The following is a 23,915-nucleotide window of genomic DNA, read 5'->3' as shown; positions in this document are numbered from 1 at the left end:
CTGCACGATCAGGGCCCGGGCGCCTCCGCCACGAGTGCGAGCGTGGTGTCGCCGCAGGGCAGCACGAGCTCGCCGCCGGTGAGCACGACCGAGTGCCCCGGGTGCTCCTCGTGCAGGGGGGCGAGCGCATCGGCCAGTCCGTCGAGCCGGAGCAGCGCGCCGGTCGCCCGGCGCGAGTCCGTCGAGACGAGGATGCGTCCGGAGGCGTTCACGAGCGTGCAGGCGCCGCCCCACTCGCGCAGCACGGGCAGCAGCTCGCGTTCGAGGCGCGCGACGTACGCGTCGGTGCCGACCACGCCGACCATCTCGCCGTCGGCCGTGACTGGGGTCGTGATGGTGACGGTGTAGTCGTCGGTGCAGAGGTAGTCGACGTAGGGGCCCGTCAGGTGGCGGCGACCCGTTCGCGCGGGAACGCGCCACCACTCGAGCGTCGTGTAGTCGCGGAACTGCTCGGAGTCGGGGTCGCTGACGGCCTCGAGCCGACGCAGCGCCGGGACCCCGCTCGTGCCGAACGAGTTCGCACTGCTCAGCCACCAGGCGAGGTGCCACTGGGCGTCGGGCAGGAAGCCGGGTGCGGCGACGAATCCGGCGCCGGTGATGAGGGCGTGCTCGCGTTCGAGCTCGGCCCCGACGAGCGCCTCGACCACGGCGTCGAGCGTGGTCGCCCGGGCCGTCGGCGAGCCCGTCAGCGCGCCCGCGAACGGGCCCGAGAGCTCGGCTTCGAGCACGCGGCGCCATCCGTCGACCATGGCGAGGAGTGGCTCGATCGTCGAAGCGACGCGCCGGGCGATGTGCTCGGCCGCGAGATCGAGGGTGGTGCTCACGCGGGGATTCCTTCCGCTGATTCCGTTCCGGTGCCGGGTTCCGCTGCGGTGGCGGAGGTCGCATCGGAGGCGGATGCCGGCCCGCCGGCCGGGTGCGCAGCCTGGTCGATTCTGGACTTCTCGTCGACCAGCCACTGCACGGCCTGGGCGATGTGCTCGGTCGTGACGCGTCGTGCACGTTCGGGTTGCACGTCGCGGATGGCCTGGATCAGATCGAGCCGCACGATGCGGCTGCGGTCACGAGCATCTTCCTCCCGCAGGCACATCCAGAGCAAGGGTCCGGCCTCTGCCTGCAGTCGCAGCTCCTCGTGCACGAGGCGCGGCGACTGGCTCACGGCGGCGATCTCGAGCTGGAATCGGCCGACCGCGCGGCGGGCTCCGCCCGCGGTCGTGAGGTCGGCCCTGGCGTCGATGTCGGCGAGATTCGCGAGGTCGTCCTCGCTCGCGCGGTCGGCTGCGACCTCGGCTGCCATGCCGGCGATCGCGGAGTAGTGCAGCGACAGGTCGCGGATCTCGACTCGGCTGAGCGAGCGCAGCCGCCGTTCGACCATGCGGGCCGACGTGTCGGGGTCGAAGGTGACGAAGCTGCCGCCGTCGCGCCCACGCCTCGTGTGCACGAGGCCGTTGTCGCGCAGGGCGACGAGCGCCTCACGGGCGGTGACGACCGCGACGCCGAGGCTCTTCGCGAGGTCGGATTCGCTGGGCAGGCGCTCGCCGTCGCGCAGCACGCCGGCGACGATCGCATCGGTGATGCGCTGTTCGACGAGTTCGGCGCGTCCGGCGCCGTCGAGTGGCGCGAAGACCACTGCGCGGGTGGCGTCGGTTCGGCCGGCTGCGTGCGGCATCCGCCCTCCCGGGTCCGGCTCGGAAACTGTGACACGACCGTAACACGCAGGTCTGGATTAAGACATCTGGATCCATATGATTTTGAACACGCCTCGCGAAGGAGCAACGCATGACCGACAGCCAGCCGGCGATCAGGCTGACCGGACTCACCAAGGAGTTCGGCGCCGTGACCGCCGTCGACCACGTCGACCTCGAGATCGCGGCCGGGGAGTTCTTCTCGATGCTCGGCCCCTCGGGCTCGGGCAAGACCACCGTGCTGCGACTCATCGCCGGATTCGAGCAGCCCACGGGCGGCACCATCGATCTCTTCGGCGAAGACGTGACCAAGCGCGCCCCGTTCGACCGCGACGTGAACACCGTGTTCCAGGACTACGCGCTGTTCCCGCACATGAGCGTGCTCGACAACGTCGCCTACGGCCTGCGCGTGCGCGGCATCGGCAAGAAGGAGCGCAACGAGCGCGCCCGCCGGGCCCTCGCCAGCGTGCGCCTCGAGCAGATGGCCGAGCGCAAGCCGTCGCAGCTCTCGGGCGGCCAGCGCCAGCGCGTCGCACTCGCCAGGGCGACCGTCGTCGAGCCGAAGGTGCTGCTGCTCGACGAGCCGCTCGGCGCCCTCGACCTCAAGCTCCGCGAGCAGATGCAGGTCGAGCTCAAGCAGATCCAGCGCGACCTCGGCATCACCTTCATCTTCGTCACGCACGATCAAGAGGAGGCGCTCACGCTCTCCGACCGCGTCGCCGTGTTCAACGACGGCCGCATCGAGCAGCTCGGCACACCCGCCGAGCTCTACGAGCGACCCGGCTCGCGCTTCGTCGCCGGATTCGTCGGCACCTCGAACCTCTTCGACGACACCCGCTCGCAGGCACTCCTCGGCCGCGGCGGCGAGCACTCCGTGCGCCCCGAGAAGCTCGTCGTGAGCGCCGAGCCCGAGGCGGGCGCCGGTGTGCGCTCGGCCTCCGGCACCGTGGTCGAGGTCATCTACCTCGGCAGCGGCATCCGCACCGTCGTCGACCTCGACGCCGGCCTCCGCGTGACCGTGCTCGCGCAGAACGACCGCCGCGCCCTCGCCGCCGGCGACCGCGGCGACCGCGTGCACGTGAGCTGGCACGACGCAGACGTCATCGCGCTGGCACCCACGGCTTCATCGAGCGAGGCGGATGCCGCGGCATCCGTCGCCTGACCGAAACCGCAGCTCCGCACCACCCCTGCAGTCCCACACAGAAGGAGAGAACCATGAAGCGCATTCCGCACACGGCCCGCCGTGGCGCGGTCGTCGGCCTCGCGATCGCCTCGGTCGCGTTGCTCACGGCCTGCGGCACCTCGAGCGGCTCCGGCGACTCCGGCGGCGACGCCGCGACCGAACTCGGCGAGAACGAGGGCCAGATCTCGATCCTCGCGTGGCCCGGCTACGTCGAAGACGGCACCAACGATCCGACCGTCGACTGGGTGACGCCGTTCGTCGACGCGACCGGCTGCAAGGTCACCACCAAGACCTTCGGCACCTCCGACGAGGCCCTGAACCTCATGAAGACCGGCGACTACGACGTGGTCTCCGCGTCGGGCGATGCGACCCTCCGCCTCATCGCGGGCGGCGACGTGGCACCCGTGAACACCGACCTGATCCCGAACTACGCCGGCATCTACGACTTCCTCAAGGACCAGCCGTGGAACTCGGTCGACGGCGTCGCGTACGGCGTGCCGCACGGCTACGGCGCCAACCTGCTCATGTACAACACGGAGCAGTTCCCGACCGCGCCCACCTCATGGGACGTCGTGTTCGACAAGGCCTCCGAGAACGCGGGCAAGGTCACGGCGTACGACTCGCCCATCTACATCGCGGATGCCGCGGTCTACCTGATGGCGCACGAGCCCGACCTCGGCATCGAGAACCCGTACTCCCTCGATGAGGACCAGCTCGCCGCGGCGGTCGACCTGCTGAAGACGCAGCGCGAGAGCATCGGCGAGTACTGGAGCGACTACCTCAAGGAGATCCAGGCCTTCACGACCGGCGACAGCGTCGTCGGCACGAGCTGGCAGGTCATCCAGAACGTGCTCGAGGGCGAGAGCGCACCCACCGCGGTCGTGCTGCCCGACGAGGGCACGACCGGATGGTCGGACACCTGGATGATCGCGTCCGAGGCGAAGAACCCGAACTGCGCGTACGCGTGGCTCGACTACATCGCCAGCCCCGAGGCGAACGCCACCGCGACCGCCTACTTCGGCGAGGCCCCGTCGTCGGATGCCGCGTGCGACTTCCGCGACGACTGCGAGGCGTACCACGCCGGCGATGCCGACTACGCGTCGCAGATCTGGTACTGGACCACGCCCATCGAGAAGTGCCTCGACGGTCGTACGGATGTCACGTGCACCGACTACGCCGCATGGACCTCCGCGTGGCAGGAGATCAAGGGCTGATGACCTCGGCCTCAGTGGAGTCCCGCCCGCGTCGCTCTGCGGCGCGGGCGGGCTCCGCCTTCCTCTCGACCCATCCGCGCACGCGGCTGGCGCTGCTGCTCGCAGCTCCCCTGTTCTGGCTCGTCGTGGTCTACATCGTCGCGCTCGCGCTGCTGCTCGTCACGGCCTTCTGGTCGGTCGACAGCTTCACGGGCGAGATCACGACCGAGTTCACGCTCGACAACATCATCGAGGTCGTCACCGGCACGCTGTACCAGACGGTGACCCTGCGCACGGTGGGCGTCGCGCTCGCCGTGACCGTGATCGACGTGCTGCTCGCGCTGCCGATCGCCTTCTTCATGGCCAAGGTCGCGTCGCCGCGCATGCAGCGCGTGCTCGTGATCCTCGTGCTGACGCCGCTCTGGGCGTCGTACCTCGTGAAGGCGTACGCCTGGCGATCGGTGCTCTCGCAGGACGGCATCCTCGAGTGGCTGCTCGCGCCGTTCGGCGGGCACACGCCCGGCTACGGGCTTCCGGCGACGATCATCACGCTGTCGTACCTGTGGCTGCCGTACGTGATCCTGCCGATCTACGCCGGCCTCGAGCGGGTGCCCGATTCGTTGCTCGAGGCATCCGGTGACCTCGGTGGCAAGTCGTGGTCGACGATCCGGCTCGTGGTCTTCCCGCTCATCCTGCCCGCGATCATCGCCGGCACGATCTTCAGCTTCTCGCTCTCGCTCGGCGACTACATCACGGTGAACATCGTGGGCGGCGCGAACCAGATGCTCGGCAACCTCGTCTACACGAACGTGGGCGCCGCGAACAACCTCCCGCTCGCGTCGGCGATCGCGCTCATCCCGATCGTGATCATCTTCGGCTACCTGTTCCTCGTGCGCCGCACCGGCGCCCTCGACAACCTCTAAGGCAGACGGATGCGCCTCTCCCGCCCCGCCCGCGTCACGCTCGGCGTCATCACTGCGATCATCCTCGTGGTGGTCTACGTGCCGCTGTTCGTGGTGCTCGTGAACTCGTTCTCGACGTCGACCTCGCTCACCTGGCCGCCGCCCGGATTCACGTTCGAGTGGTGGCAGAAGGCGTTCCAGAGCGCCGGCGCGCTCGAGGCGGTGCTCACGAGCGTGCAGGTCGCGATCGTCGCGACGATCATCGCCCTCGTGCTCGGCACGCTCATCTCGATCGCCCTCCAGCGCTTCGAGTTCTTCGGGCGCGACGCGATCAGCCTGCTCGTGATCCTGCCGATCGCTCTGCCCGGCATCATCACGGGTATCGCGCTGAACAACTTCTTCCGCACGATCATGGGCGTGCCGCTCTCGATCTGGACCGTCGTCATCGCGCACGCCACGTTCTGCATCGTGACGGTGTTCAACAACGTCATCGCGCGCCTGCGCCGGCAGGGCACGAACCTCGAAGAGGCGTCGGCCGACCTCGGTGCGGGGGTCTGGACGACGTTCCGGCTCGTGACGTTCCCGCAGCTGCGCTCGGCGCTGCTCGCGGGCGGCCTGCTCGCGTTCGCGCTGTCGTTCGACGAGATCATCGTGACGACCTTCACCGCAGGCTCGGGGGTCACGACGCTGCCCATCTTCATCCTGAACAACATGTTCCGGCCGAACCAGGCGCCCATCGTCTCGGTGATCGCCGTCGTGCTGGTGCTCGTGTCGATCATCCCGATCTACATCGCCCAGAAGCTCTCGGGTCCGGCCGACCAGAAGCGGTAGTCGAGCGAGCGGATGCCGCGGGCCGGCGTCCCGGTCGGGCGACCGTCGCCCGTGTCTGAGCACACGAACCGCTCAGCGGTTCACCCAGTGCAGGGCGGCGAACTGCCGCCCGAGGGCGCGGGCCCGCTCCGACTCGGGGTAGTCGTCGAGCAGGTCGACGGGGTCCGGCCTCAGCAGGTCGTGCAGCCGCGCGAGCACCGCACGCCATGCCCGGCCGATCGACTCGCGGCGGCTTCGGGCCCGGGAACCGGCCTGCTCGAACGGGAGGCGTGCGATCAGGTCCGCGCAGGCGGGCGCGATGCGGATCGGCTCGGCGGAGGCGAGTTCGCAGGTCATGTCGGTGGTCCTTCTGTTGGGGTGGCGGGTTGCCCGGGATGTCGCTATCCGGCCGTCGTCGCGGGCGCGGGGGCCTCGACGAGGAGCCCGATGCCGACGCCCGCGAGCAGCGTCGCCGTCGCGCGCCGCTGCCAGGTCAGCCATCGCGGTCGTCGGCGCAGGAAGGCGGCGATCGCCCCGGCGGCGAGGATGATGAGGCTGTTCACGGCCATGCTGACCGCGATCTGCACGCCGCCGAGGATGAACCCCTGGGCGACGACCTGGCCGTGGGCGGGCACGATGAACTGGGGGATGAGCGCGACGTACATGATCGCGGCCTTGGGGTTCAGCAGGTTGGTGGCGAGCCCCATCGAGAAGAGGCGGGCGTTCGTGTCGCGGGCGAGGTCCCGCACCTCGAACAGTCCGATGCCGCCGGGTGAGACGGCCCGGATGGCGAGATACAGCAGGTACAGGGCGCCGGCGACCTTGAGCGCGGTGTAGAGCCACGGCACCACGACGAACACCGCGGCGAGGCCGAGGTTGGCCATCGTGAGGTACACGACGAACCCGACCGCGGTGCCGCCGAGTGACACGAAACCTGCTGAGGTGCCCTGCGAGATGCTGCGCGAGGCCAGGTAGAGCATGTTCGGCCCCGGGGTGAGCACCATCGCGAGGGCGACGAGCGCGATCCCGAGCACGGCTCCTGATCCGACGGGCACGGCCGCCTCCTTCGTCTGAGGGAATCCGGATGCCGCGGCTCGGCGTCCGTTCCAGTGTGCGACGATGTTGAGACACTCGGGCAGAATTCGGCAAAGTGTCACACGACACTTCCGGGCGAAGGGAGCGGGCATGCGCGTCTCATCGGGCTGGTCGCCGCGGCTCGCCGCCGGAACGGCGACGACGTCGGAGCGACTCGTCTCGGCGCTCGCCGAGGACATCCTCGACGGGGTCGTCGCCGAGGGCGAGCGCCTGCCGCCGCACCGTGCGCTCGCCGAACAGCTCGGCGTCGCGCTCGGCACGGTGACGAAGGCCTACGCCGAGCTCGGGCTGCGCGGGCTCGTGCGCGGAACCCACGGACGCGGCACGTTCGTGAGCTACCGCGCCGAGGAGTCGACCGGCAGCATCGACCTCGCGATGAACATGCCGCCGCGCATGCTCTCCGACGCGGTCATCGCCGATGCGCTCGCCGCGAGCGCGCGTCGGGTCGACGCCGAGGTGCTCTCGGCGTGCGGTCCGCCCGGCGGCCGGCTCGAGTACCGCCGGTCGGCCGCTGCCTGGATCGCGGCGAGCGGACTCGACCTCGCGCCCGAAGACCTCGTGCTCGCCCACGGCGCCCAGCAGGGCATCGCGGCCGTGCTCATGGCGCTCAGCAGCGGGGCCCCGGGAGGTCGCCCGGTGCCCGTGTTCACCGAGGAGGTCACGTTCCACGGTGCACTGAGCTACGCGCGGCTCGCCGGTCACCGGCTGCGCGGCGTCCCGGTCGATCGGCAGGGCATGCGGCCCGACCTGCTCGACCGCAGGCTGCACGAGCACGCACGCGCCGGCGGGCCCCGTCCGGTGGTCTACGTCACGCCGACCCTCCAGAACCCGACCGCCGCGACGATGTGCGCCTCGCGTCGGCGCGAACTCGTGCGCGTCGCGCGCCTGCACGACGTGTTCATCATCGAGGACGACGTCTATGCGCTCTCCGAAGAGCGCAGCGCGCCGGCGCTGGTCTCGCTCGCGCCCGAGCGCACATTCCACGTGAGCAGCGCATCGAAGGCCCTCAGCCCCGCGATCCGGGTCGGCATGATCAAGCCGCCGTGCGCATTCCGGCCCCGTATCGCCGAGGCGGTGCGAGCCCTGGGCCTGCCGGTCTCGCCGCTCATCTGCGTGCTGCTCGACGAGCTCGTGAGCGCTGGCATCGCCACCACGGTGCGCGCCTCGATCCGCGACGAGGGAGCCAGGCGCATCGCGCTCGCGCGAGACGTGCTCGGCCCCGCCCTGTTCGTCGCGCCTGCGTCCGGCTACCACGTCTACCTTCCGATGGCGCCGGAGCGCGCCCGCTCGGTCGCACGTTCGGCCGACGCCGCCGGCGTGCTCGTGACCGACCCCGACTCGATGCTGGCCGATCCGCAGCAGCCGGTCGGCGGCGTGCGGCTCAGCCTCGGAGCGCCGACCATGGCCGATCTCGCACGCGGGCTCTCGGCGATGCGCGACGTGCTGGGAACCGCCTCGGCAGGAGCGACGACCGATGACCCGGGGAGGCGGCTGTCGCCGACGCCGACGCCGATGCCGATGCCGACGCCGTGGCCGGGATCGGATCGTCGGTCGGCCGGGTAGGGTCGGCGGGTGCAGACCTACACGGCCGCCGACGGCACAGAACTCGCCTACTCGAACATCGGCACGACAGCGTCCGACCTCCCGCCCGCGCTCGTCGTCCCGGGCGGGCCGTGCCGTGGCGTCGACTACCTCGAGGACCTCGCCGGCGCGGGCGCCGATCGGCCGCTCGTCGTGCTGCATCCCCGCGGAACGCCGACCACGGGCGGGCGTTCCAACGGCTGGTGGGCCGATGCCGACGACCTGGTCGCGCTCGCCGATCACCTCGGACTCGAGCGGTTCGACGTCGTCGGGCACTCCGCCGGAACGAGGCTCGTGCTCGCGGCATCCGCTCGCTTCCCCGATCGGCTGCAGCGACTCGCGCTGGTCACTCCGGCCGCGGCGTGGCTCACGGATGCCGCGTGGGACGGCGATGCGATCGGCGGGCGCCGCGGCGATCCAGCGGTGTTCGCGGCGCTCGAGTCGCTCACCGGTGCGCAGCCGGTCGACCAGCGGCAGTGGCATGCCGCCCGAGCCGTCGAGGGGCCGGCCGGGTACGCGCACTGGACCGCCCGCGAACGCGCGCACAGCACGGTGGGTGATTGGGAGCTCGCCGCCGTCGAGGCATGGTTCACGGGCGTCCCGGATGACGCGGCCGCACGGATCCTCACGGCGCCGCGCGTGCCGACGCTCGTCATCGCCGGCGACGCCGACATCCTCTCGGGGGTTGCGCCGGTCGAGGCGTACGCCGCAGCACTCGACGCCGACCTGCGCGTGCTCGCCGACTGCGGCCATTACCCGTGGGTCGAGCAGCCCGATGCGTTCCGCGAGGCGCTCGGGGCGTGGCTCGTCGGCTGATCGGCCTGCGCGGCTGCCGGACGGCGAGCCTCTGCGCTCCTATCCTGACGGAGTGGACCTGAGTCAGCTCGCCGAGTCGACGATCACCTGGCAACAGGTGCTCTTCGCCGTCATCGCGCTCATCGCCGGTTGGGTCGGCGCGTACTTCGCGGGCAGGGGGATGTCGGCCGTCCTCGGTCGGGTGCCGAACCTTCCCGAGGGCGTTCGGACGTTCGCCACCCGGTTCACGCGTTCGTTGCTGATCCTCCTCGGGGTCGGCGTCGCGCTCGCGTTCCTCGGTGCCAACGTGCAGCCGCTGATCGCGTTCCTGGTGGCCGTCGGCGTCATCGTCGTGCTGGTGCTCCGCGGCGTCGCCGACAACTTCGCCGCGAGCGTGCTGATCCAGACCCGAAGGCCCGTCGTCGCGGGCGAGGAGATCATGGTCGAGGGCCCCGACGGGGAGCCGATCATCGGCACCGTCGTCGACTTGAACTCGCGGGCCGTCATCCTGATCACCGTCGACGGGCGGACGGTCCACGTGCCGAACGCCAAGCTGCTGGCCGACGCGCTGGTCAACCACACGCGCAGCGGCTCGCGTCGCAGCGAGGTGCAGCTGCGCGTCGAGCTCGGCGGTCGCGCCGATGCCGTCGACGACGTGCTCGGGCGCGCGAGGGACGCCGCCGCCTCGGTCGAGGGGATCGACCGCCAGCGTGTGCAGACCGTCGTGCAGTCGATCTCGCCGGGCCGGGTCATCGCCCGCCTCCAGTACTGGCACGATCCTGCGGTCGGGGTGCGGGCGACCTCGGACGTCGTCCGCGCGGTGTCCGCGGCGTTCGTCGCCGAAGGGCTGCCCGCGACGGTCACGAGCACGCCGGGCCTGCCGCTGCTGGTGCCGCCCGACGGGTTCTGAGGAACCCGTCGGGCGACCTGCAGGGTCAGTGGCCCTGCGGGGTCAGTGCCCCTGCGGGGCCAGGGCCGCGATCACGGGGTGGTCTTTCGCGATGACGCCGACCTTGGCGGCGCCGCCGGGTGAGCCGAGGTCGTCGAAGAACTCGACGTTCGCCTTGTAGTAGTCGGCCCACTCGTCGGGCAGGTCGTCTTCGTAGTAGATGGCCTCGACCGGGCAGACCGGTTCGCAGGCGCCGCAGTCGACGCATTCGTCGGGGTGGATGTAGAGCGAACGCTCACCCTCGTAGATGCAGTCGACCGGGCACTCGTCGATGCAGGCGCGGTCCTTGACGTCGACGCACGGCAGCGCGATGACGTAAGTCACGAGACGACCAGCGACCCGTCGCGCGAGATGTCGACCTGCTCGTCGCGGGGGACGACCTTGACGCGCTCGCGCACGATCTCGCCGTAGTGCTCGGGCGCCTCGAACGCCTCGCCGAGCGAGCGCTCGTGGGCGTCGAGCGTGAGCCAGCCGTTCCACGTCGTGTAGGCCACCTCGCGCGAGTCGAGCAGCGCGAAGATCTCCTCGCCGTCGGCCGCGTCGACGAGGGCCGCCGGGAGCGAGCCCGCCGTGGCATCCGCGATCAGGTTCGTGATGGTCTCGAGCGCGTCGCCCTTGGTGTGGCCGATGAGGCCGACGGGGCCGCGCTTGATCCAGCCGGTCGCGTAGACGCCGGGCAGGTGCGCGCCCGAGGCATCCGTCACGCGGCCGCCCTCGTTGGGGATCACGGCCTTGCGGTCGTCGAACGGCACGCCGTCGATGGGCGAGCTCGCGTAGCCGACGGCGCGGTAGATCGCCTGCACGGGGATATCGGTGAACTCGCCGGTTCCCTCGACCGAGCCGTCGCCGACCGGGCGGGTGAGCTCGAAGCGCACGGCCTCGACGGCGTCGGAGCCGAGCACCTCGACGGGGGCGTGCAGGAAGTGCAGGTGCAGGCGTCGCGAGGCGGTGTACTCGTGGCCCTCGGGCTTGCGCCACCCGTTGAGCGTGCGGGTCATGACCTTGACCTGGTTGTTCGACGCGAACAGCTGCTCGGCGTGCGGGTCGTTCTCGGCGCGCACGAAGTCGGCGTCGTAGACGATGACGTCGACGTCGGGCACCTCGCCGAGCTCGCGCAGCTCGATGGGCGTGAACTTCACGTGGCCGGGGCCGCGGCGGCCGAAGACGTGCACGTCGGTGACGGGCGAGGCCTCGAGGCCCTCGACGACGTTCGCCGGGACATCGGTCGACAGCAGGTCCTTCGGGTGCTTCGCGAGCACGCGGGCGACGTCGAGCGCGACGTTGCCGTTGCCGATGACGGCGATCGACTGCGCCTCGAGGGGCCAGGTGCGGGGCACGTCGGGGTGGCCGTCGTACCAGGCGACGAAGTCGGCGGCGCCGTACGAGCCGGGCAGGTCGATGCCGGGGATGTCGAGCGGGGCATCGCGCAGCGCGCCGGTGGCGAAGATGACCGCGTCGTAGCGCTCCTGCAGCTCGTCGACGGTGATGTCGCGGCCGACCTCGACGTTGCCGATGAGGCGGATCGTGCCCGCATCGAGCATCTCGTGCAGCGAGTTGACGATGCCCTTGATGCGCGGGTGGTCGGGCGCCACGCCGTAGCGGATCAGGCCGTAGGGCGCCGGAAGCGACTCGTACAGGTCGATCGCGACCTCGCCGCCGGCCTCGGTGACCTGGCGGTTCAGGATGTTGCCTGCGTAGATGCCGGCGGGGCCGGCTCCGACGATCGCGACGCGGAGGGAGAGGGTCATGTCTGCGTGGTCTTCCGTTCTGCGGAGGCGGGGGCCTCGGGGGTGGTGGTCGCGGCAGGCGTGCCGACCGCGGACGTGATGGCTTCCGGTGCGTAGGGGCTCAGGGTCACCACGTCGCCGACGACGACGACCGCGGGCGAGCGGATGCCGCGGCGGGCCGCCTGCAGTGCGATCGTGTCGAGCGTACCCACTGTGACACGCTGACCTGAGCCGTAGCCGTCTTCGATGATCGCGACGGGGCATGCGCCGCCGCGATCGCCGCGGGAGAGCGTGATCGCGGAGTTCGCGAGGGTGCCGACACCCATGAGCAGCACCACGGTGTGGTCGCGTCCGCCGCCGAGCGACTGGATCTGGTCGTGGCCGGTGACGACGGTGAACGTCGTGGCGAGGCCGCGGTGGGTGAGCGGGATGCCCGCGATCGCGGGAACCGAGATGGCGCTCGTGATGCCGGGCACGACCTCGACCGGGATGCCGGCCTCCTGGCAGTGGTGGAGCTCTTCGCCGCCGCGTCCGAAGACGAACGGGTCGCCGCCCTTGAGGCGCACGACGCGCTTGCCGTCGCGCGCGAGCGACACGAGCAGCGCGTTGATCGCGTCCTGGGGCACGGCGTGGTGGCCGGGCAGCTTGCCGACGTCGACGACCTCGGCAGCGAGGTGCACGCCCTCGGACGCGAGCCCGTCGAGCACCGCGCGGGCGCCGAGCCGGTCGGCGACGATGACGTCGGCCGCCTCGAGGGCGCGGAGGCCGCGGATGGTCAGCAGTCCGGCGTCGCCGGGGCCGGCGCCGACGAGCGTGACGTGGCCGGCGGTCATCGTGAGACCGCCTGCAGCAGGCCGCGGCGGCGCAGCATCCGTCGCTCGAGCGGGGCGAAGAAGACGAGCTCGATGAGGATGCCGATCGCGAGGATCACGAGGATCGTCGCGAGCACCCCGGCGAGGTCGGCGAGCTCACGGCTCTGGTTGAGCATCGAGCCCAGGCCGAAGCCGATGGTGCCGCCGGTCGCGATGATCTCGGCCGCCATGAGCGAGCGCCACGAGAACGCCCAACCCTGCTTGAGCCCGGCAACGTAGCCGGGGAGCGCGGCCGGCAGCACGACGAGCGTCGCGAGACGCCACGGCCCGGCGCCGAGCACGGTGCCGACCTGTCGGAGCTGCGGCGGCACCTGGTCGACGCCCGCGATCAGGCCGTTCACGATCGACGGCACCGCGCCCATCAGGATCACGAAGTAGACGGTCGCGTCGCTGAGGCCGAACCAGAGGATCGCGGCGGGCACCCACGCGACCGACGGGAGCACCTGCAGGCCGGAGATGATGGGGCCGGCGGCGCGGCGCAGCGGCTTCACCTCGGCGAGCAGCAGACCGAGCGGCGTGCCCACGACGATCGCGATGACGAAGCCCAGGATGCCCCGCTCGAGGCTCGTGGCGACGGCGAGCTGCAGGCGGCCGGACTCCCACGCCTGCCCGATCGCCGCGACCACGTCGAGCGGGGCCGGCACGATGTCGGGCCGCGGCTGGGCGATGACGACGTAGAGCTGCCAGATCACGATGAGCACGACGACGAAGAGGATGGGCGGCAGCACGCTGCGGGTGAAGACGCGCCATGCACTGGGAGCGCGGTCGTCGTCGGTCTGGAGCCGGTCGAGCCCGGCCGTGAGCGTCTGGAGGTCTTCGGGCTCCCGCGCGGGTGCCGGAGGGCGTTCGACGAGTTCGGGGAACGGCATCGACCCGTGAGGCAGGTCGGCGAACTGCGTCGGAGTGGAGACGGAGTCATGCGGCATTTCGGCGGATCTCCTTTCGCAGCTCGGCGGTGATCTCGAGCGAGAGCGCCGCCACCTCGGGCGATTCGATGCGACGGCCCTCGGACGCGTCGATGCGCCATTCGCCAGCGACGCGCCCGGGTCGGCTCGACAGGAGCACGACCCGCTCGCCCAGCCGGGCCGCCTCGCGCACGTTGTGCGTGACGAAGACGATGGTGCGCCCGGTCTGACGCCAGACGCGCTCGAGCTCCTCGTGCAGCAGGTCGCGGGTGATCGCGTCGAGTGCGGCGAACGGTTCGTCCATGAGGAGCACGGGTCGGTCCTGGGCGAGGGCCCTGGCGAGGGCGACGCGCTGGCGCATGCCGCCGGAGAGTTCGTGGGGGCGCTTCGCCGCGGCATCCGCGAGGTTGACCGTCGCGAGCAGCTCGAGGGCCTGTGCGCGGCGTTCCGTTCGTGCGACGCCCCTGAGCCGCAGCGCGAGCTCGACGTTCTGCACCGCGGTGAGCCACGGCATGAGGGCCGACTCCTGGAACATGACCGCGGCGCCGCCCGGCGGCGTCGTGATCGACCCCGCCGTCGGCCGGTCGAGCCCGGCGATCAGGTTCAGCAGCGTGGACTTGCCACAGCCCGAGGCGCCGAGCAGGCAGACGAACTCACCCGCGGCGACGTCGAGGTTCACGTCGTCGAGCACGACCGGACCCGCGCCGAAGCGCTTGCCGAGGTGTTCGATGCGAATGGCCGTCTGCCCGCTCATGCGCCTACTCCTCGCCGAGGCCGCCGGCCGAGACCGGCTCCTCGCCGGCCTCGTCGCGCAGCTCGTTCAGGATGCGGAGGTCGAACAGGCCGTCGATCGAGCCGTCCTTCTGCGTGCCGGCCTCGAGGCCGTTCGCGACGAGGGTCTCGAACGTCTCGGCGTGCGGGTCGTCCGAGAACGAGACGTGCTCGAGCGCGCGATCGATGACCTCGTCGGCGAGGGGCTTGCCGGTCTCGGCCTCGATGCCCGCGTTGATCACGCCGGCGGCCTCGTCGGGGTGCTCCGAGAGCCAGGCGAGGGATGCCTCGTGGCCCTGCAGCAGCGCCTTCACCGTCTCGGGGTGCTCGGCCAGGAACTCCGCGCGCACGAGCAGCACGGTCGTGGGGAACGCGCCGTCGTCCCAGAGGTCCGCCTCGTCGACGAGCACGTGCGCGCCGGCGTCGATGATGAGGCGGGAGACCCAGGGCTCGGGCAGCCAGGCGCCGTCGATCGCGCCCTGCTGGAAGAGCGTCAGGGTCTGCGAGTTCTCGGTCGGCGTGATGTTCACGTCGCCGCCGCCCGTCGTGTCGGTCTCGTACCCCTCGTCGGCCAGCCAGGAGCGCAGGGCGACGTCCTGCGTGTTGCCCAGCTGCGGCGTGGCGAGGGTCGTGCCCGCGAGGTCGTCGGCCGAGTCGATGCCGTCGCGCACGACGAGCGCCGCGCCGCCGGTCGCCGCGCCTGCGACGATGTGCGCGGACTGCCCGCCCGACTGGATGAACGTGTTGATCGACGGGTTCGGCCCGATGTAGGTCGCGTCGATCGCGCCGGCCGAGAGTGCCTCGATGGCGGCGGGCCCGGCGTTGAAGACCTGCGTGGTCAGCTTCGTGTCGCCGAGCGCGTCGGCGAACAGTCCCTCCTGCAGGCCCACGATGGCGGGTGCGTGGGTGACGTTCGCGAAGTAGCCGAGCCGGAGCTCCGTCGCGGGCGTGGTCGAGGCGGATGCCGCGGCATCCTCACCCGCAGCCGCGGTCGGGGCGCAGCCGCTCAGCAGGAGCACGGCGCTCGCGGCGATCGCAGCCGCGGACATCATGCCCGCGACCAGGCCGAGGCGGGGACGGACGCGTGATGGTGCGGTCATGCTGCTACTCCTTCGGTGTGGATGGTGCGGGGGTTCGCCGGGTTCGCCGGACGTCTGCGGAAAGTCGCGGGTCAGGCCTGCCCGCTCGCGACGATCGAGGTGATCACGATGGCCGCCGCGATCGCGAGGCCGCCCAACAGCCCGACGATGGCGCGACCGCGCCTCGCGGCGGTCATGCGGCGGCCTCGGAACGGCCCGGCTGCTCGCCGGGGGAGGACACGATGCCGGCCGCGAGCGTGTAGCCCGACTGCGGGTCGATCACGAGGAACGCGCCCGCACGACGATGCGTCGCGTACTCCTCGACCGCGAGGTCCGCGGCGAGCCGCACGCGCACCTGGCCGATGTCGTTGATCTCGAGGGCGCCGGCCGGTTCGAGGGCGAGCGTGTCGAGGTCTCGGCGCCCGACGATGTCGGCGACGAGGGCCTGCACGGTGCTCGTGCCCGACTTCACGAGCACGCGGGCTCCCGGTCGGAGGGGCGCGGCACCGAGCCAGAACACCTGCGCGTCGAGCTCGCGGCGCGGCGTCGGCAGGGCACCCTCGGCAACGATCACGGCACCGCGCGCGGCGTCGAGCTGGTCGGCGAGGCGCAGCGACACCGAACGCGGGGCGGATGCCGCGTCGACCGTCGTGGACCCCGCATCGATGCCCGTGACGGTCGTCGTCGCGCCGCCGGGGAACACCTGCACCCGGTCTCCGACCCGCACGGTGCCCGACGCGATGCGCCCGGCGAACGCCCGGTAGTCGCGGAACGCTTCGGCGTCGTCGACGTCGTGCGCGAGCGCGCCCTGGGGGCGGATCACGAGTTGCACGGGCATGCGCAGCGCCTCGAACTCGGTCTCGAGCTCGTCGAGCGAGGGCAGCGTCTCGAGCAGCTCGAGCAGGCTCGGACCGTCGTACCAGGGCGTGTTCGCCGAGCGGTCGACGATGTTGTCGCCCGCGAGGGCCGAGACGGGGATCACGTGCGTGTCGGCGAGGCCGAGTTCGCGCGCGAGCGCGGCGACATCCGATGCGACACCGTCGTACGCGGCCTCGGAGTAGTCGAGCAGGTCGATCTTGTTCACGGCGATGATCACGTGCGGCACGCGCAGCAGCGCGACGACCGCGAGGTGGCGGCGGGTCTGCTCGAGCACGCCGTTGCGCGCGTCGACGAGCACCACGACGGCGTCGGCCGTGGTCGCGCCGGTGACCATGTTGCGCGTGTACTGCACGTGCCCGGGGCAGTCGGCGAGGATGAACGACCGGCGACCGGTCGAGAAGTAGCGGTAGGCGACGTCGATCGTGATGCCCTGCTCGCGCTCGGCGCGCAGTCCGTCGGTGAGCAGTGCGAAGTCGATCGCCCCCGGCTCGCCGCCGAAGCCGCGCTCGGCACTCGTGCGGGCCACGGACTCGAGCTGGTCGGCGAGGATCGCCTTCGAGTCGTGCAGCAGGCGGCCCACGAGGGTGGACTTGCCGTCGTCGACCGATCCGGCCGTCGCGAAGCGGAACAGTGCGCCCATCAGAAGTACCCGTCCTTCTTGCGGTCTTCCATCGCGGCCTCGGAGATGCGGTCGTCGGCTCGCGTGGCCCCGCGTTCGGTCAGCGTCGAGAGCGCGATCTCGCGCACCACGTCGGCGACGGATGCCGCGTCGGACTCGACCGCGCCCGTGCAGCTCATGTCGCCCACCGTGCGGTAGCGCACGATGCGGTGCTCGACCGTCTCGTCGGCCCGCGCGGGCGAGACGTCGGAGACCGCGCGCCACATGCCGTCGCGGAGGTACACCTCGCGCTCGTGCGCGTAGTAGAGCGGCGGCAGCTCGATGCCCTCGCGCTCGATGTAGCGCCACACGTCGAGCTCGGTCCAGTTCGAGATCGGGAACGCGCGCACGTGCTGGCCGACGGTGTGGCGGCCGTTGTAGAGGTCCCAGAGCTCGGGGCGCTGGTTGCGGGGGTCCCACTGGCCGAACTCGTCGCGCAGGCTCAGGATGCGCTCCTTGGCGCGCGCCTTGTCTTCGTCGCGACGTGCGCCGCCGAAGACCGCGTCGTGCCGGCCCGCGGCGATGCCGTCGAGCAGCGGCTGCGTCTGCAGCGGGTTGCGGGTGCCGTCGGCGCGCTCCTGCAGGCGTCCGTCGTCGAGGTAGTCCTGCACGGAGGCCACCTCGAGGCGCAGCCCGAGCCGCTCGACCGTGCGGTCGCGGAACTCGATGACCTCGGGGAAGTTGTGACCCGTGTCGACGTGCAGCACCGGGAACGGCACCTTGGCCGGCCAGAACGCCTTCGCGGCCAGGTGCAGCACGAGCACGGAGTCCTTGCCGCCCGAGAACAGCAGCACGGGCCGCTCGAACTCGGCGACGACCTCGCGGATGATGTGGATCGCCTCGGCCTCGAGGGCGTCGAGCGTGTCGATGCCCGCGTCGACCTGGAGGGTGTCGATGGTGCTCATACGTGCAACCCGCATTCCGTCTTGTCGAGGCCGGACCAGCGGCCGGACCTCGGGTCTTCGCCGGGGGCGACCTGCTTCGTGCACGGCTCGCAGCCGATCGACGGGTAGCCCTCGCTCAGGAGGTCGTTCACGGGCACGGCGAAGGCGGTCGAGTAGTCGATCAGGTCGTCGAAGCTCCACGCCGCGAGCGGGTTGACCTTCACGAGCCCGTTGCGCTCGTCGAACGTCACCAGCGGGGTGTTCGTGCGCGTGGGCGCCTCGTCGCGGCGCACGCCCGTGAACCACAGCTCGTAGCCGCCGAGTGCGTCGTGCAGCGGGGCGACCTTGCGCATCGCGCAGCACTCGGCCGCGTCGCGGGCGAACAGGTCGGCGCCGAACTGCGCGTTCTGCTCGGCGACGGTGAGCTCGGGCAGCACGTCGACCACGCGCACGTCGAGCGCGTCGGCCACGCGGTCGCGCGTCTCGTACGTCTTCGCGAAGTGGTAGCCGGTGTCGAGGAAGAGCACGTCGACGCCCGGCAGCGACTGCGCGACCACGTGCGGGAGCACGGCGTCGGCCATCGAGCAGGCGACCGCCGCGGCATCCGCATCGAAGTTGCGTGCGACCCAGGCGATGACCTCGTAGGCGGATGCCTCGTCGTCGGCCAGGCTGCGGAGCTCGGCGTCGCCCGCCTCGGCGAGGGCCCGCAGCTCGTCGTGGCTGCGGAGAGCCGCGGCGCGAGGGGCGAGGGACACGCTCATCGGAGCACCTCCTCGTCGGCGCGGTGCGCCCATTCGGCGAACGTCTCGTCGTTGACCGAGTCGCGGTCGTCGAGGAACCGCTTGACGACGCGTTCGACGTACTCGGCGATGCCGTCGGCCTCGACCTTGAGGCCGCGCACGGTGCGGCCGAGCCCAGCCTCTTCACGGTCGGCCGTGGCGAGTCCGCCGCCGAGGTGCACCTGGTAGCCGGGCACCTGCTCGCCCGCGTCGTTCATGACCAGCTGACCCTTGAGGCCGATGTCGGCGGTCTGGATGCGCGCGCACGAGTTCGGGCAGCCGTTGACGTGCAGGCTGATCGGGTGCGGCAGGTCGAAGCCCTCGAGCGTGCGCTCGAGGTCGAGCACGGCCGCCGTCGCGAACGCCTTGGTCTCGACGATCGCGAGCTTGCAGAACTCGATGCCCGTGCACGCGATGGTGCCGCGGCGGATCAGGCTGGGGCGCGCCGAGAGACCGAGCTCGTCGAGGCCCGTGATGAGCGATTCGACCCGATCCTCGGGGATGTCGAGGATGACGAGCTTCTGGTGCGGAGTCGTGCGCAGTCGCGTCGACCCGTGCGCCTCGACGAGGTCGGCGAGCTTCGCGAGCGTCGGGCCCGAGACGCGGCCGACGATCGGGGTGGCGCCCACGTAGAAGCGGCCGTCCTTCTGGCGGTGCACGCCCACGTGGTCGCCGTGCGCGAGCGGCTTGGGCGCGGCCGGCCCGTCGGGCAGCGGCGACTCGAGGTACTCGGTCTCGAGCACCTCGCGGAACCGCTCGGTGCCCCAGTCGGCGAGCAGGAACTTCAGGCGGGCCTTGTTGCGCAGGCGGCGGTACCCGTAGTCGCGGAAGATCTGCGCGACGCCGTGCCACGCCTCGGCCACGCGGTCGGGCGAGACCCAGACGCCGAGGCGCTCGGCGAGGCGGGGCGAGGTCGACAGGCCGCCGCCGACCCAGAGGTCGTAGCCGACGCCGAGCTCGGGGTGCTCGACCGCGACGAACGCCACGTCGTTGATCTCGTGCACGACGTCCTGGCTGGGGTGGCCCGTGACGGCCGACTTGAACTTGCGCGGCAGGTTCGCGAGCGTCTCGTCGCCGATGAAGCGGCTCGTGATCGCGTCGATCTGCGGCGTCGGGTCGATGAGCTCGTCGGCGGCGATGCCGGCGACCGGCGAGCCGAGCACCACGCGCGGCACGTCGCCGCACGCCTCGGTCGTACCGAGTCCGACGGCTTCGAGGCGCCGCCAGATCTCGGGCACGTCCTCGACGCGGATCCAGTGCAGCTGCACGTTCTGGCGGTCGGTGAGGTCGGCGGTGTCGCGGCCGAAGTCGATCGAGATCTGCCCGATGACGCGCAACTGCTCGGTGGTGAGCTGGCCGCCGTCGATGCGCACGCGCAGCATGAAGTACTCGTCTTCGAGCTCGTGCGGCTCGAGGGTCGCCGTACGGCCGCCGTCGATGCCGGGCTTGCGCTGCGTGTAGAGCCCCCACACGCGGAAGCGACCGTGCAGGTCGGTCGGGTCGATCGAGGCGAACCCGCCCTTGGAGTAGATCTCCTCGATGCGACCGCGCACGGCGAGGCCGTTGTCGACCTGCTTCCACTCCTCGTTGCCGTTGAGCGGGGCCGTGCCGTCGACCTTCCACTGACCGTTCGGGCGGTTGGCGCCGGGGCGCGCAGGGCGGCCTTCCGGGCGCGCAGGGCGCTCGGGGCGGGCCGGGCGCGCCGTCTCGCTCAGCGTCACGAGGGCCTCCTGGGGGTCGATTCGACGACGGATGTCTCGTCGATGAGCCGACGCTAAAGGAGGGGTGGGCGTGCGGCACGTTCGTGACGTCGGGGCCTGTCACGGTGCGTCACGGGCGGTCGCACGACGCCGCATTGCGTCATGTGCTTGCCCTGCACGGGCGGGATCGCTTAGTGGAGGCGTTCGAGTCTCACGGGCGGCTCAGCGCGCGCGAGCGGATGCCTCGTCGTAGCGTTCGAGCACGATCTCGACGAGCTCGGCGGGGGCCGGGGCGTCCGGCAGCAGCAGCGGCTCGGCGACGACGTCGGCGCCAGCGTCGCGCGCGAGGTCGTCGAAGTACCCGGGAGCGAGCAGGTAGTTCGCGACGACGACACGGGGGGCTGCGGCATCCGTCGCCCGATTCGTGCGCCGCACGCCGGGCAGGCCGGGGATGTCGGAGACGCCCGGGATGCCGAACAGCGCGCCGGGTGCACCCGGTGCGTCGATCGCTCGCGCCACGGCGGCGTCGGCGCGCGCTGCGGCCACCGCGGCCGGCAGCGACGGCTCGGCGGCCGAGAGGAACCCGACCGAGACCGCGCGACCGGATGCCTCCGCGAGCCGCGCGGTCATGTCGAGGCAGTCGTCGACGGCGCGCCGGTCGCTCGAGCCGGCCACCGCGAGCACGACGGCGTCGTCGTCGCGGACGCCGGCCTCGGCGAGGCGTCGGATCAGCACCGCAACGAGTCGGTCGTCGGGGCCGAGTGCGCCCGCGAGCACCACGGGCCTGCCCGTCTCGGCTTCGACGGCCTCGGTGAGGTCGACGTGCACGTGGTATCCGGCCGAGAGCAGGAGCGGGACGACGACCGCGGGCTCGCCCGAGTCGAGCGAGGCGAGGGTCGCCGGAACGTCGGGCTGTTCGACGTCGACGTGGCCCAGCCGGAGCGACGGCGTCCGGGCGCCGTCGGTGCCCGCGTCGACGCGCGCGGCGCGGCGCCCGAGCGCTTCGCCGACCGCGTCGCGCAGTCCGCGGACCGCGGCCTGCCCCTCGGCCGAGCTCGTTCCGTGCGAGATGGCGACCAGGGCAGGCAGGCGTTCGGGCATGCGCCCATGCTCGCAGATCCCGTGCGCGTCGCGGAGTCTTGCGACGCGCGGCAACCACGTGGACGTCAGGCGGCGCCCACGTGAGTCGCGCGGCGCTCACGCGAAAAGTCGCGCGGCGCCCACGTGAAAGGGAGGAGATCCGCGCGAAGGGAGGGCGTCCTCTGCGAGAACGTCCTCCCTTCGCGCGAATCTCCTCCCCTCGAGGCCGGGCATCCGACCGGGAAGGCGGGGAGGGCGGGTGTCAGGTCAGCGACAGCTCCGCGGGAACAGGCAGGGGTTCCTCGCCCACCGCGCGGACGGCGGCGGGGTCGTGGCGCAGGCAGGCCACCGAGCGGCGCGGGTCGTCGCCCGCCACGTTCGGGAACACGAGCTCGGGGTTCACCTTCGAGCAGGCGTCGAACGCGAACGCGCAGCGGTCGGCGAACGGGCATCCGCCGCCGAGGCGCGCGAGGTCGGGCGGGGAGCCCGGGATTCCGACGAGCTCGCGCCGCGGCCCGCGCAGGGGCGGGAACGAGTGCAGCAGGGCCGACGAGTACGGGTGGCGGGGCTTGTTGTACACGTCGAGCGCCGGGGCGTCCTCGACGATCTCGCCGGCGTACATGATCGCGATGCGGTCGGCGATCTCGATGAGCAGCGACACGTCGTGCGTGATGAAGATGACCGAGAACCCCAGCCGGTCGCGGAGCTCGGCGATCTGCTCGACGATCTGGCGCTGCATGACGACGTCGAGCGCCGTGGTGGGCTCGTCCATGATGAGCACCTGCGGGTCGAGCGCGAGCGCCATGGCGATCATGACGCGCTGACGCATGCCGCCGGAGAGCTGGTGCGGGTACGAACGCAGGCGGTCGGGCGAGATGCCGACGAGGTCGAGCAGTTCGGCGGCCCGTTCGAGCGCTTCTTTCTGCGTGGTCTTCGGCTCGTGGGCGCGGATCGCGTCGGCGATCTGCCGACCGATGCGGTACACGGGGTTCAACGAGTTCATCGCGCCCTGGAACACGATCGCGAGATCCTGCCAGCGCGACGCGCGCAGCTGGGTGTCGTTCAGGCGCAGCAGGTCGGTCTTGACGCCCGAACGGTCGGTGAAGAGCACCTCGCCGCCCGTGATGAGGCCGGGCGGGGGCAGCAGGCGCGTCGCGGCGTAGGCGAGCGTCGACTTGCCGCAGCCCGATTCGCCGGCGAGGCCGAGCACCTCGCCGCGGCCGAGCGTGAGCGAGACCTGGCGCAGCACGTGCACGGGGTCGTCGTCGTAGCCGTAGTCGACCGAGAGGTTCTTGATCTCGAGCACGGGGTCGCTCGCGGGTGCGAGGCGTTGGGGGTGTCCGGGGGCTGCGAGGGTCATGCTCGGTCCTCCTTTGCTTCGCGCACCACGGGGGTGAACCCGATGCGGGGTCGGATGCCGCGCTTGCGCAGCGACTTGGCGTTCAGGCCCGTCGAACGCAGGCGGGGGTTGACGAACTCGTCGATGCCGAAGTTGATGAGGGTCAGCGACATGCCGAGCAGCGCGATGCAGAGGCCCGCCGGGACGAACCACCACCACGCGCCGCGCTGGAGCGCGAGCTGCGACTGCGCCTGGTAGAGCACCGTGCCCCAGTTCCACTCGCCGGTGTTGCCGATGCCGATGAACGACAGCGTGATGAGCGAGAGCACCGCGAACGCGACCGTGCCGACGAAGCCCGACGCGATGATCGCCGTGAGGTTCGGCAGGATCTCGGCCGTGATGATGCGCCACGTGCGCTCGCCGTTGGCGCGGGCCGCCTCGACGAAGTCGCGCTTGCGCAACGACAGCGTCTGGGCGCGCAGCACGCGCGCACCCCACGCCCAGCCCGTGATCGCGATCACGACCGCGACGGTCACGCCGCCGACCGTCGGCAGCTGCCCCGCGATGATGATGATGAGCGGAAGCTGCGGGATCACGAGGAACACGTTCGCGAGCACCGAGAGGGTCTCGTCGCCGAGCCCGCCGATGTAGCCGGCCGTGACGCCGACGATGACGCCGATCGCCGTCGCGAGGATGCCGGCGACGAAGCCCACGACGATCACGCCGCGCGTGCCGACGAGGATCTGCGAGAAGACGTCCTGGCCGAGGTGGGTCGTGCCGAACCAGTGCTCCCACGACGGCGGCTGGAGGATGTCCTCGCTGCGCGCGCTCGGGTCGTACGGCGCGATCCACGGCCCGATGATGGCGATGAGGAGGAAGAACCCGAGGATCACCATGCCGGCGACGGCCTTCGAGTTCCGCAGGAAGAGGAACTTGCGCGGCTTGCCGCGTCGCGGACCCCGAGTCGCCGCGACCACGCCCGTCATGGGCGCCTGCGACGGCTTCTCGAGCTCCTGGCCCTCTTCGACGATGCTGGTGTCGATCGTCAT

24 protein-coding genes are annotated in these 23,915 nt (G+C 71.4%); 7 read left to right on the top strand and 17 right to left on the bottom strand.

Annotation, left to right across the window (positions count from 1 at the left end; translation table 11 throughout):
* Positions 1–8 precede the first annotated feature (8 nt).
* Together BM342_RS00435 and BM342_RS00430 are read right to left on the bottom strand one after the other, a co-directional pair.
* The gene (locus tag BM342_RS00435) at positions 9–824 is read right to left on the bottom strand and encodes a PDC sensor domain-containing protein (protein ID WP_092963502.1); all 816 of its coding nucleotides are present in this window, start codon (positions 822–824) and stop codon (positions 9–11) included.
* The gene (locus BM342_RS00430) at positions 821–1,669 is read right to left on the bottom strand and encodes a FadR/GntR family transcriptional regulator (RefSeq protein ID WP_092963500.1); all 849 of its coding nucleotides are present in this window, start codon (positions 1,667–1,669) and stop codon (positions 821–823) included. The genes BM342_RS00435 and BM342_RS00430 overlap by 4 nt, the downstream gene beginning before the upstream one ends.
* 110 nt (positions 1,670–1,779) lie before the next feature.
* Here BM342_RS00430 and BM342_RS00425 point away from each other — a divergent pair, with 110 nt between their 5' ends.
* Genes BM342_RS00425 through BM342_RS00410 form a run of 4 tightly spaced genes read left to right on the top strand, consistent with a single transcriptional unit; the run spans position 1,780 to position 5,794 of the window.
* The gene (locus BM342_RS00425) at positions 1,780–2,847 is read left to right on the top strand and encodes an ABC transporter ATP-binding protein (RefSeq protein WP_092963498.1); all 1,068 of its coding nucleotides are present in this window, start codon (positions 1,780–1,782) and stop codon (positions 2,845–2,847) included.
* Between the two features lie 53 nt (positions 2,848–2,900).
* Positions 2,901–4,082, top strand: coding sequence for an ABC transporter substrate-binding protein (locus tag BM342_RS00420; RefSeq protein WP_092963496.1), 1,182 nt, complete (start codon positions 2,901–2,903; stop codon positions 4,080–4,082).
* Positions 4,082–4,984 carry an ABC transporter permease gene (locus BM342_RS00415; RefSeq protein ID WP_092963494.1) on the top strand — a complete coding sequence of 301 codons (903 nt, stop codon included), beginning with the start codon at positions 4,082–4,084 and terminating at the stop codon, positions 4,982–4,984. The genes BM342_RS00420 and BM342_RS00415 overlap by 1 nt, the downstream gene beginning before the upstream one ends.
* Before the next feature lie 9 nt (positions 4,985–4,993).
* Entirely contained in the window at positions 4,994–5,794 is an 801-nt protein-coding gene (locus BM342_RS00410; RefSeq protein WP_092963492.1) for an ABC transporter permease, read from the top strand.
* 72 nt (positions 5,795–5,866) lie between these two features.
* On the opposite strand, the gene BM342_RS00405 is transcribed toward BM342_RS00410, so the two are convergent.
* Together BM342_RS00405 and BM342_RS00400 are read right to left on the bottom strand one after the other, a co-directional pair.
* Positions 5,867–6,130, bottom strand: coding sequence for a hypothetical protein (locus tag BM342_RS00405; RefSeq protein ID WP_092963490.1), 264 nt, complete (start codon positions 6,128–6,130; stop codon positions 5,867–5,869).
* A 44-nt stretch (positions 6,131–6,174) separates the two neighbouring features.
* A complete protein-coding gene (locus BM342_RS00400; RefSeq protein WP_255368435.1) occupies positions 6,175–6,828 on the bottom strand; it encodes a LysE family translocator in 654 nt (217 codons plus the stop codon).
* A gap of 130 nt (positions 6,829–6,958) precedes the next feature.
* On the opposite strand from BM342_RS00400, the gene BM342_RS00395 reads away from it, so the two are divergent.
* The 3 genes from BM342_RS00395 to BM342_RS00385 are packed head-to-tail and all read left to right on the top strand — an operon-like array spanning position 6,959 to position 10,154.
* Positions 6,959–8,431 (top strand): aminotransferase-like domain-containing protein, encoded by a 1,473-nt coding sequence (locus tag BM342_RS00395; RefSeq protein WP_177231998.1) that lies wholly within the window; start codon positions 6,959–6,961, stop codon positions 8,429–8,431.
* A gap of 9 nt (positions 8,432–8,440) precedes the next feature.
* On the top strand, positions 8,441–9,265 hold the full coding sequence (locus tag BM342_RS00390; protein ID WP_255368434.1) for an alpha/beta fold hydrolase: 825 nt from the start codon (positions 8,441–8,443) through the stop codon (positions 9,263–9,265).
* Positions 9,266–9,317: 52 nt separating this feature from the next.
* Positions 9,318–10,154, top strand: coding sequence for a mechanosensitive ion channel family protein (locus tag BM342_RS00385; RefSeq protein WP_177231997.1), 837 nt, complete (start codon positions 9,318–9,320; stop codon positions 10,152–10,154).
* Between the two features lie 42 nt (positions 10,155–10,196).
* Here the strand turns inward: BM342_RS00385 and fdxA are convergent, their stop codons facing one another.
* The 13 genes from fdxA to BM342_RS00320 form a co-directional block, all read right to left on the bottom strand.
* Entirely contained in the window at positions 10,197–10,517 is a 321-nt protein-coding gene (gene fdxA / locus BM342_RS00380; protein ID WP_092963484.1) for a ferredoxin, read from the bottom strand.
* A complete protein-coding gene (locus tag BM342_RS00375; protein WP_092963482.1) occupies positions 10,514–11,941 on the bottom strand; it encodes an FAD-dependent oxidoreductase in 1,428 nt (475 codons plus the stop codon). Before BM342_RS00375 ends, fdxA begins: the two co-directional genes overlap by 4 nt.
* The gene (gene cobA, locus BM342_RS00370; protein ID WP_092963480.1) at positions 11,938–12,753 is read right to left on the bottom strand and encodes a uroporphyrinogen-III C-methyltransferase; all 816 of its coding nucleotides are present in this window, start codon (positions 12,751–12,753) and stop codon (positions 11,938–11,940) included. Before cobA ends, BM342_RS00375 begins: the two co-directional genes overlap by 4 nt.
* Positions 12,750–13,718 (bottom strand): ABC transporter permease, encoded by a 969-nt coding sequence (locus BM342_RS00365; protein WP_369823080.1) that lies wholly within the window; start codon positions 13,716–13,718, stop codon positions 12,750–12,752. The genes cobA and BM342_RS00365 overlap by 4 nt, the downstream gene beginning before the upstream one ends.
* Entirely contained in the window at positions 13,708–14,451 is a 744-nt protein-coding gene (locus BM342_RS00360) for an ABC transporter ATP-binding protein (RefSeq protein WP_092963478.1), read from the bottom strand. Before BM342_RS00360 ends, BM342_RS00365 begins: the two co-directional genes overlap by 11 nt.
* A gap of 4 nt (positions 14,452–14,455) precedes the next feature.
* Positions 14,456–15,568, bottom strand: a complete 1,113-nt coding sequence (locus BM342_RS00355; protein WP_092963476.1) for an ABC transporter substrate-binding protein — start codon at positions 15,566–15,568, stop codon at positions 14,456–14,458.
* A gap of 172 nt (positions 15,569–15,740) precedes the next feature.
* Positions 15,741–17,066 carry a sulfate adenylyltransferase subunit 1 gene (locus BM342_RS00350; RefSeq protein WP_092963474.1) on the bottom strand — a complete coding sequence of 442 codons (1,326 nt, stop codon included), beginning with the start codon at positions 17,064–17,066 and terminating at the stop codon, positions 15,741–15,743.
* Positions 17,066–17,989, bottom strand: a complete 924-nt coding sequence (cysD, locus tag BM342_RS00345) for a sulfate adenylyltransferase subunit CysD (RefSeq protein ID WP_255368433.1) — start codon at positions 17,987–17,989, stop codon at positions 17,066–17,068. Before cysD ends, BM342_RS00350 begins: the two co-directional genes overlap by 1 nt.
* Positions 17,986–18,729: a phosphoadenylyl-sulfate reductase gene (locus tag BM342_RS00340; RefSeq protein ID WP_092963470.1), complete on the bottom strand. Its 744-nt coding sequence runs from the start codon at positions 18,727–18,729 to the stop codon at positions 17,986–17,988. Before BM342_RS00340 ends, cysD begins: the two co-directional genes overlap by 4 nt.
* On the bottom strand, positions 18,726–20,468 hold the full coding sequence (locus BM342_RS00335; RefSeq protein ID WP_092963468.1) for a nitrite/sulfite reductase: 1,743 nt from the start codon (positions 20,466–20,468) through the stop codon (positions 18,726–18,728). Before BM342_RS00335 ends, BM342_RS00340 begins: the two co-directional genes overlap by 4 nt.
* Positions 20,469–20,669: 201 nt before the next feature.
* Complete coding sequence (locus BM342_RS00330) at positions 20,670–21,548, bottom strand: sirohydrochlorin chelatase (RefSeq protein WP_092963466.1); 879 nt, start codon at positions 21,546–21,548, stop codon at positions 20,670–20,672.
* A gap of 241 nt (positions 21,549–21,789) precedes the next feature.
* Positions 21,790–22,887, bottom strand: coding sequence for an ABC transporter ATP-binding protein (locus tag BM342_RS00325; protein WP_092963464.1), 1,098 nt, complete (start codon positions 22,885–22,887; stop codon positions 21,790–21,792).
* Positions 22,884–23,915, bottom strand: a complete 1,032-nt coding sequence (locus BM342_RS00320) for an ABC transporter permease (protein ID WP_092963462.1) — start codon at positions 23,913–23,915, stop codon at positions 22,884–22,886. The genes BM342_RS00325 and BM342_RS00320 overlap by 4 nt, the downstream gene beginning before the upstream one ends.

The sequence above is a fragment of the Agromyces sp. CF514 genome, assembly GCF_900113185.1.
Classification (GTDB): Bacteria; Actinomycetota; Actinomycetes; order Actinomycetales; family Microbacteriaceae; genus Agromyces.
Note: the sequence above shows the minus strand (reverse complement) of the source record. Positions and strands in the feature narration are given on the sequence as shown.

What these genes read in the sequence shown, in the direction of transcription:
- BM342_RS00430 (WP_092963500.1), bottom strand. Translation starts at nt 1,669, where the DNA reads ATGCCGCACGCAGCCGGCCGAACCGACGCCACCCGCGCAGTGGTCTTC.
- BM342_RS00425 (WP_092963498.1), top strand. Translation starts at nt 1,780, where the DNA reads ATGACCGACAGCCAGCCGGCGATCAGGCTGACCGGACTCACCAAGGAG.
- BM342_RS00420 (WP_092963496.1), top strand. Translation starts at nt 2,901, where the DNA reads ATGAAGCGCATTCCGCACACGGCCCGCCGTGGCGCGGTCGTCGGCCTC.
- BM342_RS00415 (WP_092963494.1), top strand. Translation starts at nt 4,082, where the DNA reads ATGACCTCGGCCTCAGTGGAGTCCCGCCCGCGTCGCTCTGCGGCGCGG.
- BM342_RS00410 (WP_092963492.1), top strand. Translation starts at nt 4,994, where the DNA reads ATGCGCCTCTCCCGCCCCGCCCGCGTCACGCTCGGCGTCATCACTGCG.
- BM342_RS00405 (WP_092963490.1), bottom strand. Translation starts at nt 6,130, where the DNA reads ATGACCTGCGAACTCGCCTCCGCCGAGCCGATCCGCATCGCGCCCGCC.
- BM342_RS00395 (WP_177231998.1), top strand. Translation starts at nt 6,959, where the DNA reads ATGCGCGTCTCATCGGGCTGGTCGCCGCGGCTCGCCGCCGGAACGGCG.
- BM342_RS00375 (WP_092963482.1), bottom strand. Translation starts at nt 11,941, where the DNA reads ATGACCCTCTCCCTCCGCGTCGCGATCGTCGGAGCCGGCCCCGCCGGC.
- cobA (WP_092963480.1), bottom strand. Translation starts at nt 12,753, where the DNA reads ATGACCGCCGGCCACGTCACGCTCGTCGGCGCCGGCCCCGGCGACGCC.
- BM342_RS00365 (WP_369823080.1), bottom strand. Translation starts at nt 13,718, where the DNA reads ATGCCGCATGACTCCGTCTCCACTCCGACGCAGTTCGCCGACCTGCCT.
- BM342_RS00360 (WP_092963478.1), bottom strand. Translation starts at nt 14,451, where the DNA reads ATGAGCGGGCAGACGGCCATTCGCATCGAACACCTCGGCAAGCGCTTC.
- BM342_RS00355 (WP_092963476.1), bottom strand. Translation starts at nt 15,568, where the DNA reads ATGACCGCACCATCACGCGTCCGTCCCCGCCTCGGCCTGGTCGCGGGC.
- BM342_RS00350 (WP_092963474.1), bottom strand. Translation starts at nt 17,066, where the DNA reads ATGGGCGCACTGTTCCGCTTCGCGACGGCCGGATCGGTCGACGACGGC.
- cysD (WP_255368433.1), bottom strand. Translation starts at nt 17,989, where the DNA reads ATGAGCACCATCGACACCCTCCAGGTCGACGCGGGCATCGACACGCTC.
- BM342_RS00340 (WP_092963470.1), bottom strand. Translation starts at nt 18,729, where the DNA reads ATGAGCGTGTCCCTCGCCCCTCGCGCCGCGGCTCTCCGCAGCCACGAC.
- BM342_RS00330 (WP_092963466.1), bottom strand. Translation starts at nt 21,548, where the DNA reads ATGCCCGAACGCCTGCCTGCCCTGGTCGCCATCTCGCACGGAACGAGC.
- BM342_RS00325 (WP_092963464.1), bottom strand. Translation starts at nt 22,887, where the DNA reads ATGACCCTCGCAGCCCCCGGACACCCCCAACGCCTCGCACCCGCGAGC.
- BM342_RS00320 (WP_092963462.1), bottom strand. Translation starts at nt 23,915, where the DNA reads ATGACGATCGACACCAGCATCGTCGAAGAGGGCCAGGAGCTCGAGAAG.